We start from the raw sequence: 13,671 nt of genomic DNA, 5'->3' as shown, positions 1-13,671 counted from the left end.
CGGCCTGCCCGCCCACGGGTGCTGATGGCTCGTAGCCGACGACTCGTGAGGGCCGCGCCCTCGCGCGGCCCGGCCGTCCAGCGGCCGCGATCAAGGGGTGACAGGTCCTGATCCCCCCTGGCGAAGCGCCGTGGACGCCGCCGACCGCAACCCGGTCGGGCGGTCGAGCCGGCGTCCGCCCCCGACCCAGGAACCAGTTGTGATCACCACCACGGACCTCACGAAGGTCTACCGCTCCCGTGGCCGCGAGGTGACCGCCCTCGCCGGCGTCGACCTGCACGTCCGACCGGGTGAGGTCTACGGAGTCGTCGGCACCAGCGGCGCCGGCAAGTCCAGCCTCATCCGCTGCGTGAACATGCTGGAGCGCCCGACCTCCGGCACCGTCACCGTGGACGGGGTCGAGCTGACCGCGCTGTCCGGCGGCGAGAATCGCGCCGGCCGGGAACTGCGCGAGGCGCGGCGCCGGATCGGCATGGTCTTCCAGCACTTCAACCTGCTCTCGTCGCGCACGGTGCAGCAGAACGTCGAACTCCCGCTGGAGATCATCGGCCTGGACCGCACCGAGCGCCGCCGCAAGGCCGCCGAACTGCTCGACCTGGTCGGTCTCGCCGCCTTGGCCCGCAGCTACCCCAACCAGCTCTCCGGCGGCCAGAAGCAGCGCGTCGGCATCGCCCGCGCGCTGGCCGGCGACCCGAAGGTGCTGCTCTCGGACGAGGCCACCTCGGCGCTCGACCCGGAGACCACGCGCTCGATCCTCAGGCTGCTGCGCGACCTCAACCAGCAGCTCGGCCTGACCGTCCTGTTGATCACCCACGAGATGGACGTCATCAAGTCCGTCTGCGACTCCGCCGCCCTGATGCGCGGCGGCCGGGTGGTCGAGTCCGGCGAGCTGACCGACCTGCTCGCCAGGCCCGGCTCGGAGCTGGCCCGCGAGCTGTTCCCGCTGAGCGAGTTCGGCACCGGCCACGCCGGTTCGACCGTGCTGGAGATCACGTTCCAGGGCGACACCTCGGCCCAGCCGTTCGTCTCGCAGCTCGCCCGCACCTACCAGATCGACATCAACATCCTGGGCGCCGCGGTGGAGACCATCGCCGGCCGGATGGTCGGCCGGATGCGGGTCGAGCTGTCCGGCGGCCACCAGGACAACGTGGTGCCGATCGGCTACCTGCGCGAGCAGGGCCTGCAGGTGGACGTACTGGGCGCGGCGGACGGAGCGGTGGCATGACCTGGGATCAGATGCAGGCCCTGATGTGGCCGGCCACGCAGGAGACCTTCCAGATGGTCGGTGTGGCCGCGGCCTTCACCGCGTTGCTCGGCCTGCCGCTGGGCGTCCTGCTGGTGCTGACCGACCAGGGTGGCCTGCTGGCCAACCGGGCCGTCAACAAGGCCATCGGCTTCGTGGTGAACATCGCCCGCTCGGTGCCGTTCATCATCCTGATGATCGCGCTGATCTCCTTCACGCGGTGGCTGGTCGGCACCTCCATCGGCTGGCAGGCGGCGACCGTGCCGCTCACCATCGGCGCCATCCCGTTCTTCGCGCGCCTGGTCGAGACCTCCGTCCGCGAGGTCGACCGCGGCCTGATCGAGGCGGTCCAGGCGATGGGCGGCAGCAGCTGGACGATCGTCCGCAAGACCCTGCTGCCCGAGGCGCTGCCGGGCCTGGCCGCCTCGGTGACCACCACGGTCATCACGCTGATCGGCTACTCCGCGATGGCCGGCACCGTCGGCGGCGGCGGCCTCGGCACCCTCGCCGTCAACTACGGCTACCAGCGCTTCGAGACCGCGTTCATGTGGGTCATCGTCGCAGAGCTGGTGATCATCGTCACCGCCGTCCAGCTGCTCGGCGACCTCGCCGTCCGCCGCCTCGCCGACCGCGGCCGCACCGGCGGCCGGACCCGCCTGCTCCGCCCGCGCCCCGCCGCCACCACCGACGAGAACCTCGTCGCCTCCTAGACCTCCCTCGTCCGACTCCGGACGCGGCTCCCCGTACCACGCAGAAAGGCACTTTTCGTGCGCAACGCCCTGAAGTTCACCAGCGTCCTCGCCACTGTCGGCCTCGCCCTCTCGCTGGCCGCGTGCAGCAGCTCGGGCTCCTCCTCCTCGGACCCGAACGCCCCGCTGACCGTCGTCGCCAGCCCCACCCCGCACGGGCAGATCCTCAAGTTCGTCAAGGACAACCTCGCGGACAAGGCCGGCCTCAAGCTCGACATCAAGGAGGTCACCGACTACGTGACCCCCAACACGGCGGTGCAGGACGGCTCGGCCGACGCCAACTACTTCCAGCACGTCCCGTACCTGGAGGACTTCAACAAGAAGCACGGCACCGACCTCGTCCCGGTCGAGCCCGTGCACCTGGAGCCGCTGGGCGTCTACTCCAAGAAGGTCAAGGCGATCACCGACCTGCCGGACGGCGCCACCATAGGCCTGCCGAACGACGCCACCAACGAGGGCCGCGCCCTCAAGCTGCTGGCCGACAACAAGATCATCACGCTGAAGGACGGCGTCACCACCACCGCCACCCCGGCCGACGTGACCGGCAACCCGAAGAACCTCAAGTGGAAGGAGCTGGAGGCCGCCCAGCTGCCCCGCTCGGTCGCCGACCTCGACGCCGCCGTCATCAACGGCAACTACGCGCTCGACTCCGGTCTGCACCCGGCCACCGACGCGCTCGTGCTGGAGAAGGCCGACGGCAACCCGTACGCCAACATCCTCGCCGTCAAGAAGGGCAAGGAGAACGACCCGCGGGTCCGGAAGCTGGCCGAGCTGCTCCACTCCGACGAGGTCAAGAAGTACGTCGACGACACCTTCAAGGGCTCCGTCATCCCGGCGTTCTGATTCCGCGCCACCACAGCCCGACGCCCACCGACCGGGCCCCCGCCGCAACGGCGGGGGCCCGGTCGGGCAGTATGCACCAGGGCGGCCCCCGCCGAAGGCGTTCTGACGTACCGTCGTGCGGGCGGCGCACCGCGTGATACCCGGGCGCTGCGGGGGCGTACGGTGTTGTGTTCACGACCCGGCGAGGAGAGAACGGCATGGCAGCGAGCTTCCCCGAGACCGCCATCAGCACCGAGCGGCTGCTGCTGCGGCCCCTTGCGGAGAACGACGCGCCCGGCCTGGCCGTGATGATGGCCGACGACCTCGTCCTCGCCTGGACCGACCTCCCGCAGCCCTTCACCGAGGCGTACGCGGCCGAGCTCGCCCACACCCTGGCCCCCGCCCACCGGGCCGCCGGGCGCGGCATCGTGCTCGCCGTCACCGAGCACCTCACCCAGCGCCTGGTCGGCCTGGTCGAGCTGCGCAACACCGACTGGCGGCTGCGCTCCACCGAGATCTCCTACGTCACCGCCGCCTGGGCGCGCGGCGAGGGCTACGCGCCGGAGGCCGTCCTCGGCGTCGCCCAGTGGCTGTTCGAGGACCGCGGCTTCCTGCGCCTGGAGATGCGCACCGCCGCCGGGAACACCGCCGCCCAGCAGGTCGCCCAGAAGATCGGCGGCATCAGCGAGGGCGTGCTGCGCAGCGCCTGGATAGTCCGCGGGGAGTCCGGCGAGGCCGGCGTCGAGGCGCCGCGCGGCCGCCGGGCCGGGGGAGAGAGCCGCAGCGACGTCATCCTGTGGAGCCTCCTTCCCGAGGACATGGAGGCCCCGGAGCCGCACCGCCCCGGCCGGCACGGCGACCACCGCTACGTCCTGCGCGACTGACCGGGCAGGTCACAGCCCCCGCCGTTCACGGACATGTGTGCGAGATGTCGGCGCCTGGGGGATCACACCCGGTAGCCTCTGTCCGGCGCCGGATTCCGGCGCGGTTTGCCGGCGCACCGAGTCGAGGGAGAACGGCCGCAGATGGCTGACCGGATCACGGTCATCGGATGGGACGGAACACCGCTGACCGAGGCCGCCGGCGCGGCCCTCGCCGCGGCGACCCTGGTGGCCGGCGCCCCCTACCAGCTCGGCGCCCTCCCGGTGCCGCCCGCCGCCGAGCGGATCCCGCTCGGCAGCGTCCAGCAGGCCGCCCGGAGAATAGCCGAGCACCGCGGCGCCGCCGTCGTGGTCGCCGAGGGCGACCCGGGCTTCTTCGGCGTCGTCCGCACCCTGCGCCGGCCCGAGTACGGCCTGGAACTCGAAGTCCTGCCCGCCGTGTCCTCGGTCGCCGCCGCCTTCGCCCGCGCCGGCATGCCCTGGGAGGACGCCCAGGTGGTCAGCGCCCACGGCGGGCGGCTGCGCCGCGCGGCCAACATCTGCCGGGCCCACCCCAAGGTCGCGGTGCTCACCGCGCCCGGCGCCGGGCCGGGCGAACTCGCCCTGATGCTGCGCGGGGTGCACCGGACCTTCGTCGTCTGCGAGGCCCTCGGCACCCCCGAGGAGGACGTCACCGTCCTCACCTCCGACCGGATCGCCGACCACACCTGGCGCGATCCCAACGTGGTGCTGGTGATAGGCGGCAGCACCGGCGCGGCACCGGCCGGTGCGGTGGACGAGGCGGCCGGCTGGCTGGCCGGGCGCCCGGTGGGCTTCCCCGGCGCGGAGCGCGGCTGGGCGCTCCCCGGTGACGCCTACGCGGGCGCGGGGCGCACGGCAGACGCGCCGGGCGCATCGGAGGCGCTTCCCGCGCACGTGCGCGCTCTGGTGCTGGCCCGTCTGGGTGCGCGCCCCGGGGACCTGGTCTGGTCGGTCGGCGCAGGCAGCGGCGCCCTCGCGGTGGAGGCGGCCCGGTTCGGCGCCGCCGTGGTCGCCGTCGAGGCGTCCCGCTCGGCCTGCGCGCGGCTGGCCGTCAACGCCCGCCGGTACGGAGTCGAGGTGGAGGTCGTCCACGGGCGCGGCCCCGAGGTGCTGGGCGGGCTGCCGGAGCCGGACGCGGCCGTCGTCGAGTTGGGCGGCCCGGACGTGGTGCGCGCGGTGCTGGCCCGCAGGCCCGAGCGGTTCGTCGCGGTGCCCCGGACCTTCGCCGAGGCCGAGGAGGTCCGCCGGGCGATCACCGAGGCCGGCTACCGGGCGGACGGTGCCCTGCTCCAAGCCACCGCGCTGCGCGCCGCCGACGGCGGCGGGCTGGAGCTCGGGGCGAGTGAACAGGGCGCGTTCCTGCTCTGGGGTGAGCAGATCGTGTGAAGGCCCGGGGCGCGGCGGGTGTACCACATGATGATCGCGGTGGGGCCCGGGGCGGTGATCCAGGTCGCATCCGGACACTGATTCGAGAGGTGACCGCGCTGGGCCGGTAGTGTGGCGTCCTGGGCGGCCGCGGCGGTCGGCGACCCGCCCGATCCGGTCGGTTTGTCGCCTTTTTGACGCGGCGCAACTCCCCCGGCCTGGCGGCTGGGAGGGGCCACGGGCACGGTTCGGAGCGTGGACGATTCGACGGGCCGCGTGCCGGACCTGGAGAATGCCGTAGGGTCCGGTGCGACGGTGCCGGTCGCCCCGGGTTGTCGTTGTTTCAGATAAGCACGCCGCCCGAGTGGGAGGCGCGCGGGCCGGGGTGTCACAGCGCGCCGGACGGACTTTGGCCGCAGCGCCTCGGCGCGGCGGCCGTATGTGGTTAGGGGCGGGTCGGTGCAGGCCCGGCCCGTGCGGATGGGCGCTGCGGTCGGTGATCGTGTCGCCGAGGGCGCGGCAGCGGCCTGGAAGGAGCTTTGACAATGACCGATGGCGGCCACGTCCCGGGCGAGGGACTGCCGGAGCACCTGCACGCCGGGCCCGACCCGCTCGGCGGCCCGGAGGGCGTCGCGGCCGCCGCACCCGTGCATGGCGTGGCACCCGTGCCGGGCGTCATGACGGACGGCGGCGTCGTCCCGAACCCCGCCGTGCCCGGGAGCGGCATGCCCGGCATGATGCCGCCCGCCGCCGGCCTCATCCCGCCGCAGGGCCAGCCGCAGGGCGCCCACGGCTACGGCGTCCCGGCGCCCGGTATGCCCGGCGTGGTCGGTATGCCCGGCTCCGCGGTGCCCGGTGAGGGCTGGGCGGTCGACCCGGGTGCCCCGCGCCCGGCTTTCCACTTTCTCGACCAGCCCGACCAACTGCTCGACGACGAGGACGACGTCCTGCTGATGCCCGGCCCGCAGGGCTCGTGGGGCGAGCCGGTCGCGCCCGTCCCGGCCGAGCAGATGCCGGGGGCACCGTTCGGCGACCAGCTCGGGGGAGTCGCGCCGGTCCAGGACGGCATGCCGGTCGAGCCGTCCTGGCCGCCGGTGGAACCGCCGGTGCCGGGCGCCGACCCGGCCCTCCATGCGCAGCAGGTCGCCCCGATGCAGCCGCAGGCCCAGGACCCGCTGACGGCGGCTCAGCCGCCGCGCCGCCCGCTGCACGCCGGGCCGCCGATCCCGGACCCGTCCCTGATGACCGGCCAGGTGCCGGTCCGCTCGCTTGCCGACCGCGGCCCGTCGCAGGGCGGCACGCCCGCGCACGGCACCCCGGTCGTCGGCCGGCCGCCGATGGCCGAGGCCGCGGTGCCGGTGGCGGCGCCCGTGCCGCAGGCCGTCCCGGTCGCGCCCGTGCCGCCCGCGGTGGACGCGGTGCCGGTCGCGGAGGTGCCCGGCGTGGTGGCGGAGGCTCAGAACGCCCAGGCCGTCCAGGAGATCGCGGACGGCGTGCAGGTGCCGCTGCCGGTCGAGCAGGGCGTGCCGGTGGTGGCCGTCCAGATGGCCGGGGCGATCGAGGTCGTCGAGGTCGTCGAGGCGGCGGAGGCCCTGGTCGAGCAGGCCGCCGAGGTCGCGCCGCAGGCCGTCGTCGCCGAGCCGGTCGCCGTGGAGGCGGTCGAGGCGGTTCAGCAGGTTGCCGAGGAGCCCGCCCCCGCTTCCGCCGAGCAGGCCGACGCCCCCGCCGGGCAGCACCGCCGGATCTCCGCCTTCCTCGCCGCGCCGACCCCGCACGGCCTGCCGCAGGTCGAGGCGACCGAGCCGGCGCCGGTGGCCGAGGAGGCCGCCCCGCAGCAGCCCGCCCCCATAGCGCCCGCGGAGCCCGCAGGCGAGCCCGAGTCGCCGGAGGCCCCGGCGGCCGACGCGGCGCAGCCCGTCGAGGCCCCGGCCGCCGAGGTCGTGGAGGCCGCGGTCGTGGAGGCCGCGGAGCCGGCCCCGGCCGTCGTGCCCGAGGCCGAGCAGCCCGTCGCGCCCGAGGTGGTCGCCGCTCCTGAGGCTGTCGCCGCTCCGGAGGCCGTCGAGGTCGCCGCGGCCGAGCCGCAGGCCGTGGCCGAGACCGCCGCCGTGACCGGCGAGATGCCGTCCGGTCAGGCTGTCGCGGCGCCGGAGGCCGAGCAGCGGCTGGAGGCCGCCCCGGTCGTCGAGACCCCCGCCGAGGCGTCGGCCGAGACTCCGACCGAGATCCCGGCCGAGGCCCCGGTCGAGCAGACCGCCGACGCCGTCGCCCCCGAGGCCGAGCAGGCACAGCCGGTCGCCGAGGCCGCCGAGGCCGTTACCGGGCAGCCCGAGCAGCCCGTCGCTCCCGAGGCCGTCGCTGCCCCGGGGGCCGGCGAGGTCGCCGAGGCCGAGCCGCAGGCCGTCGCCGCCGAGCCGACGGTCCCGACGGCCGAGGCCGTCGCCGAGCCCGCCGACGCCTCCCAGGAGCCCGCCGAGGCCGAGCAGCCCACCGAGCCGTCCGCCGAAGAGCCGTCCGCCGAGGAGTCTGGCTCCGAGGAGTCTGCCTCCGAGCAGCAGCCCGCCGCCGAGGAGCCCGCCGAGCCGCGCGGCCCGGCCGCCCAGGGCTACGACGAGGCCGGCCGCGAGGCCGTCCACCAGGTGATCCGCGAGCGCCGCGACATCCGCAACGGCTTCCGCCCGGACCCGATCCCGCACGAGGTGCTGATCCGCGTCCTGGAGGCCGCCCACACCGCGCCCAGCGTCGGCTACTCGCAGCCCTGGGACTTCGTGGTGATCCGCTCGGCCAAGACCCGCCGGCGGATGCACGCCCTGGCCGAGCGCCAGCGCGAGGCCTACGCGGACTCGCTGCCCAAGGGCCGGGCGAAGCAGTTCAAGGAAATCAAGATCGAGGCCATCCTCGAGACCCCGGTCAACATCGTGGTCACCGCCGACCGCACCCGCGGCGGCCGGCACACCCTGGGCCGGCACACCCAGCCCCAGATGGCCCCGTACTCGGCTGCCCTGGCCGTCGAGAACCTCTGGCTGGCCGCCCGCGCCGAGGGCCTGGGCGTCGGCTGGGTGAGCTTCTTCGACGACGAGGAGCTGGTCCGTGAGCTCGGCCTGCCCGAGCACCTCGAGGTCGTCGCCTACCTGTGCGTCGGCTTCGTGGACGCCTTCCCGGACGAGCCCGAACTCCAGCAGCAGGGCTGGGCGAAGAAGCGCCCGCTGTCCTGGGTCGTCCACGAGGAGCAGTACGGCAACCGCGCGCTGCCCGGCGAGGAGCCGCACAGCCTGCTCGGCGAGACCCTGCGCGGCATCCGTCCGCTGGACGCCAAGGCGCTCGGCGAGGCCTGGGACCGCCAGAAGCGGATGACCAAGCCCGCCGGTTCGCTCGGCATGCTGGAGATCATCTCCGCCCAGCTGAGCGGCCTGTCCCGCAAGTGCCCGCCGCCGATCCCGGAGCCCGCCTGCGTCGCGATCTTCGCGGGTGACCACGGCGTCCACGCGCAGGGCGTCACCCCCTGGCCACAGGAGGTGACCGCCCAGATGGTCGGCAACTTCCTGGCCGGGGGTGCGGTGATCAACTCCTTCGCCCGGCAGATCGGCACCGAGGTCTGCGTGGTCGACGTCGGCGTCGCCGCCGAGCTGCCGGACGCCGTCCAGCAGGGCCGCGCCACCGGCCTGCTGCCACGCAAGGTCAAGCCCGGCACCGACGACATGACCCAGGGCCCGGCAATGACCCGCGAGGAGGCCCTCAAGGCCATCGAGGTCGGCATCGAGACCGCCCGCGACCTGGTCGCGGCCGGCAACAAGGCGCTGGTCACCGGCGACATGGGCATCGCCAACACCACCGCCTCGGCCGCCCTGATCGCGGTCTTCACCGGCCTCGACCCGGCCGAGGTCACCGGCCGCGGCACCGGCATCGACGACGAGACGCACGCCCGCAAGGTCGAGGTGATCCGCGCCGCGCTGGCCCTGCACCAGCCCGACCCGGCCGACCCGATCGGCGTCCTCGCCGCGATCGGCGGCCTGGAGCACGCGGCCATCGCCGGCTTCCTGCTGGGCGCCGCCTCGCTGCGCACCCCGGTGGTGCTGGACGGCGTGATCGCCGGTTCGGCCGCGCTGGTGGCCAAGGCGATCTCCCCCGAGGCGCTGGCCGCCTGCATCGCCGGCCACCGCTCCGCCGAGCCCGGCCACCAGGCCGCGCTGGCGAAGCTCGGCCTGCGTCCGCTGATCGACCTCGACCTGCGGCTCGGCGAGGGCACCGGCGCCCTGCTGGCCCTGCCGCTGGTGCAGAGTGCGGCCCGCGCGATGCACGATGTAGCCACCTTCGACTCCGCCGGGGTCACCGAGAAGGCCTGACGTTCCCCGCACCGCTCCGTGGACCGGCCCAAGGGCGCGCCGGCCCGCGGAGCGGCGGCGCGCCGTATCGCACCCCACCCTCACCCCCAGGAGCACCGCCGATGACCGCGCCCACCCCGCACCCCAGCACCGAAGGCCGTACCGCCTACCCGGTCGGGCTGCTGCTCGCCGGCCGCCGCGTGGTCGTGGTCGGCGGCGGCCAGGTCGCGCAGCGCCGGCTGCCCGCGCTGATCGCCACCGGTGCCGAGCTGCACCTGATATCCCCGTCCACCACCCCGGCCGTCCAGGCCATGGCGGACGCCGGCGAGCTCACCTGGCACCCCCGCCCGTACGCGGACGGCGATCTGGCCGGCGCCTGGTACGCCCTGGTCGCCACCGACGACCCGGCGGTGAACGCCGCGGTCAGCGCCGAGGCCGAGCGCGAGCGGGTGTTCTGCGCCCGCAGCGACGACGCCGCCGCCGCGACCGCCTGGACCCCGGCCAGCGGCCGGGACGCGGGCGCCACCGTCGCCGTCCTCACCGGTGACCCGCGGCACTCCGCCGCCCTGCGCGACGCCATCGTGGACGGCCTTCGGGACGGTTCGCTGGCCGCCCGCCAGTACCGCGCGCACGGCGCCGGTGTCGCCCTCGTCGGCGGTGGTCCCGGCGACCCGGACCTGATCACCGTGCGCGGCCGCCGCCTGCTGGCCGACGCGGACGTCGTCGTCACCGACCGCCTCGCCCCGCGCGAGCTGCTGGCCGAACTGCCCGAGCACGTCGAGGTGATCGACGCCTCCAAGATCCCGTACGGCCGCTTCATGGCCCAGGAGGCGATCAACCGGACGCTGATCGAGCACGCCAGGGCGGGCAAGTTCGTGGTCCGTCTCAAGGGCGGCGACCCGTACGTCTTCGGCCGCGGCGGCGAGGAGCTGCTGGCGTGCGCGGAGGCCGGGCTGCCGGTCACCGTGGTGCCGGGCATCTCCAGTTCGATCAGCGTCCCGGCGGCGGCCGGCGTGCCGGTCACCCACCGCGGCATGACGCACGAGTTCACCGTGATCTCCGGCCACGTCGGCCCGGACGACGAGCGCTCGCTCACCAACTGGGAGGCCGCCGCGCGGATGAGCGGCACCCTGGTGCTGCTGATGGCCGTGGACAAGATCGGCGCGATCGCCGCGAAGCTCGTCGAGTACGGCCGCCCGGCGGACACCCCGGTCGCGATCGTCCAGGAGGGCACCACCGCGGCCCAGCGCCGGGTGGACGCCACCCTGGGCACCGTGGGCGCGGTGGTCGAGACCGAGGGGATCAAGCCGCCGGCCGTGATCGTCATCGGCGACGTGGTCAACGTCCTTGCGGCGGCCTTCCGGCACTGAACGCCGGAGGAGTGGGAAGTCGACCCGGCCGACCTCCCACTCCCGGTGCCGGCTACTCCAGCGGCTGCTCCGTCCAGATCACCTTCCCGGTCGCCGTGTACCGCGTCCCCCAGCGGTCCGCGAACTGCGCGACCAGGAACAGCCCGCGCCCGCCCTCGTCCGTCGTGGCCGCGTAGCGCATGTGCGGCGAGGTGCTGCTGCCGTCGGACACCTCGCAGATCAGCGTCCGGTCCCGCAGCAGCCGCACCCGGATCGGCCCGGAGCCGTACCGGATCGCGTTGGTCACCAGCTCGCTCAGGATCAGCTCGGTGACGAACGCGGCCTCGTCCAGCCCCCACGCCGCCAGCCGGTCCGCGACCGCCGCCCGGACCTCGCGCACCGCGGCGGGGTCGGACGGCACGTCCCACTCCGCCACCTGGTCCGACGCCAGTACCCGGGTCCGTGCCACCAGCAGCGCGATGTCGTCCTGCGGACGCTCCGGCAGCATCGCCCCCAGCACGTCCGCGCAGGTCTGCTCCGGCGTGCGCGGCGGCCCGGTCAGCGCCGCCCGCAGCCGCTCCAGCCCCTCGTCGATGTCCCGCTCGCGGTCCTCCACCAGCCCGTCGGTGTACAGCACCAGCCGACTGCCCTCGGCCACCTCCAGCTCGACCGTCTCGAAGAGCAGCGCCGCCAGCCCCAGCGGCGGCCCGGTCGGCAGCTCCGGGAAGTCGACCCGCCCGTCCGGGCCCACCACCGCGGGCGGCGGATGCCCGGCGCTGGCCACCGTGCAGCGCCGCGACACCGGATCGTAGATCGCGTACAGGCAGGTCGCCCCGGCCAGCTCGGAACTCTCCCCGCTCGCCGCCTCGTCCTGGTCGATCCGGTTCACCAGGTCGTCCAGGTGCGCCAGCAGCTCGTCCGGCGGCAGGTCCAGGGTCGAGAAGTTGTGGATCGCCGTGCGCAGCCGTCCCATCGTCGCCGCCGCGTGCAGCCCGTGCCCCACGACGTCTCCGACCACCAGGGCCACCCGCGCGCCCGGCAGCGGGATCACGTCGAACCAGTCCCCGCCCACGCCCTCCTGGGCCGGCAGGTACCGGTGTGCGACGTCCAGCGCGTTCTGCACGGGCAGGCTGCGCGGCAGCAGGCTGTGCTGGAGGGTCACGGCCATCGCGTGCTCCCGGGTGTACCGGCGCGCGTTGTCGATGCACACCGCCGCGTGCGCCACCAGCTCTTCCGCCAGTGCGAGATCGTCCAGCTCGAACGGCTCGGGCCGGTCCGCCCGCCAGAACCGGGCCATCCCCAGCAGCACCCCGCGCGCCTTCAGCGGCACCCGCACCAGCGAGTGCACCCCGTACGCCAGCGCCTGCGCCGCTCCCTCCGGGTCCTGCTCCCGCCATGCCCGGGCCTGGTCCAGGTGCGCCTCCATGCCGGGCTTCCCGCTGTGCAGCGCCCCGGCCAGCGGGGTGGACGGCACCACGTCCAGCACCGTACCGACCGGGTAGAACGGCGAGTCGTCCCGGATGCCCGCGAACGCCGCCCGCCGCATCCGCCCCAGCGACTTCCCCGGCGGCGGCTCGTCGCCCGACAGCACCTCGTCGGCCAGGTCCACCGTGACGAAGTCCGCGAACCGCGGCACCGTGATCTGTGCCAGCTCCTCCGCCGTGCGCGTCACGTCCAGCGTGCTGCCCACCGTCACCCCGGCGTCGTACAGCAGCCGCAGCCGCCGCTGCGCCACGTCGGCCCGGCCGGACAGCGCCAGCAGCTCGGTGGAGTCGCGCAGGGTGGCGACGAAGCCGGGCGGGCCGCCGTCCTGGTCGGTGAGCCGGACGTTCACCGCCAGCAGCCGGTCACCGGCCATGACCACCTGGTCGGTGACCGGCCGATTGGCAGTCAGCAGCTCCTTGGGGACGGGCTCCAGGCCCAGCTCGGTCACCAGGCGGCCCTCGGCGTCCGCCGGCAGGCCGAGCAGCCGCCGCGCCTCGTCGTTGCAGAGCAGCAGGCGCCCCTCCTCGCCGACGATCAGCACGCCCTCGCGCACCGCGTGCAGGACGGCCGCGTGGTGCTCGTACATCCTGGTCATCTCGGACGGTCCGAGCCCGTGCGTCTGCCGCCGCAGGCGCCGGCTGATCAGCGCCGTCCCGAGTGTCGCCATCCCGACCGCGCCCGCGGCGGCGCCCAGCACGACGGGCAGCTGCCGCTCGCTGGCGGTGCTCACGTTCGCGAGCGTGACACCTGCCGAGACGAGTCCGGCCACCGAGCCGTCCGGCGCGTACACCGGGACGACCGCCTGGACGAGCGGGCCCAGGGTGCCGGTGATGTGCTCGGTCACCACGTGCCCCTGAAGGGCGGGCTGGTAGTCGCCGACGAACTTCTGGCCGATCCGGGCCGGGTTGGGGTGGGTGTAGCGGATGCCGTCGTTGTTCAGGACGACGATGAAGTCGACGCCCGACGACACCCGCGCGGACTGTGCCTTCGGCTGCAGGATCGCCGTCGGATCGGGGGAGCGCAGCGCCTCGACGACGCCCGGCGAGTTGGCGAAGGCCTGCGCGACCGCCACGGACCGGTTGCGGGCCTCGTTCTCGGCGTCGTTGCGGGACTGCACCACGAGCGCCACCGCGGCGGCCACCACCAGCAGCAGCACCACGAGGATCTGCAGCGCGAACACCTGCCCGGCCACCGACCGGTGCTTCACCGGCCACGCCCGCTTGGCGCGTGGCTGTTGTTGCCGACCGTGTGGGCGCCCACCGGGGGGGCCGGCGGAACCAGTAGCACCAGAGGCCGACGGAGCCCAGGATCGGCCCGGAAGACGGGCCATATGGTCATATTTGCACTCCCGCTGGCAAGGGGCCAAGGCCAACGCGTCCAACCCCGGGGCCGCCGGCGGACTCCCGCCCACCGGGCGACGCCGTGCCCTGGACCGTT

8 protein-coding genes are annotated in these 13,671 nt (G+C 74.7%); 7 read left to right on the top strand and 1 reads right to left on the bottom strand.

Annotated elements, in window-relative coordinates; all coding sequences use genetic code 11:
- Positions 1–199: 199 nt before the first annotated feature.
- From F7Q99_RS03930 to cobA, 7 genes are all read left to right on the top strand, one after another.
- On the top strand, positions 200–1,225 hold the full coding sequence (locus tag F7Q99_RS03930; protein ID WP_326846235.1) for a methionine ABC transporter ATP-binding protein: 1,026 nt from the start codon (positions 200–202) through the stop codon (positions 1,223–1,225).
- Positions 1,222–1,953 (top strand): methionine ABC transporter permease, encoded by a 732-nt coding sequence (locus F7Q99_RS03925; protein WP_153460075.1) that lies wholly within the window; start codon positions 1,222–1,224, stop codon positions 1,951–1,953. The genes F7Q99_RS03930 and F7Q99_RS03925 overlap by 4 nt, the downstream gene beginning before the upstream one ends.
- A gap of 57 nt (positions 1,954–2,010) precedes the next feature.
- On the top strand, positions 2,011–2,835 hold the full coding sequence (locus F7Q99_RS03920; protein ID WP_326846234.1) for a MetQ/NlpA family ABC transporter substrate-binding protein: 825 nt from the start codon (positions 2,011–2,013) through the stop codon (positions 2,833–2,835).
- Positions 2,836–3,032: 197 nt separating this feature from the next.
- Positions 3,033–3,698 (top strand): GNAT family N-acetyltransferase, encoded by a 666-nt coding sequence (locus F7Q99_RS03915; RefSeq protein WP_153460074.1) that lies wholly within the window; start codon positions 3,033–3,035, stop codon positions 3,696–3,698.
- Positions 3,699–3,839: 141 nt separating this feature from the next.
- Entirely contained in the window at positions 3,840–5,102 is a 1,263-nt protein-coding gene (gene cbiE / locus F7Q99_RS03910) for a precorrin-6y C5,15-methyltransferase (decarboxylating) subunit CbiE (RefSeq protein ID WP_153460073.1), read from the top strand.
- A 524-nt stretch (positions 5,103–5,626) separates the two neighbouring features.
- Positions 5,627–9,421, top strand: coding sequence for a nicotinate-nucleotide--dimethylbenzimidazole phosphoribosyltransferase (cobT, locus tag F7Q99_RS03905; RefSeq protein WP_153460072.1), 3,795 nt, complete (start codon positions 5,627–5,629; stop codon positions 9,419–9,421).
- Between the two features lie 101 nt (positions 9,422–9,522).
- Positions 9,523–10,770 (top strand): uroporphyrinogen-III C-methyltransferase, encoded by a 1,248-nt coding sequence (gene cobA, locus F7Q99_RS03900; protein WP_153460071.1) that lies wholly within the window; start codon positions 9,523–9,525, stop codon positions 10,768–10,770.
- A gap of 52 nt (positions 10,771–10,822) precedes the next feature.
- Here cobA and F7Q99_RS03895 read toward each other — a convergent pair whose 3' ends face one another.
- A complete protein-coding gene (locus tag F7Q99_RS03895) occupies positions 10,823–13,564 on the bottom strand; it encodes a SpoIIE family protein phosphatase (RefSeq protein WP_153460070.1) in 2,742 nt (913 codons plus the stop codon).
- Between the last annotated feature and the right edge of the window lie 107 nt (positions 13,565–13,671).

It is taken from the genome of Streptomyces kaniharaensis, assembly GCF_009569385.1.
Classification (GTDB): domain Bacteria; phylum Actinomycetota; class Actinomycetes; order Streptomycetales; family Streptomycetaceae; genus Kitasatospora; species Kitasatospora kaniharaensis.
This window is presented reverse-complemented; position numbering and strand designations above follow the sequence as displayed.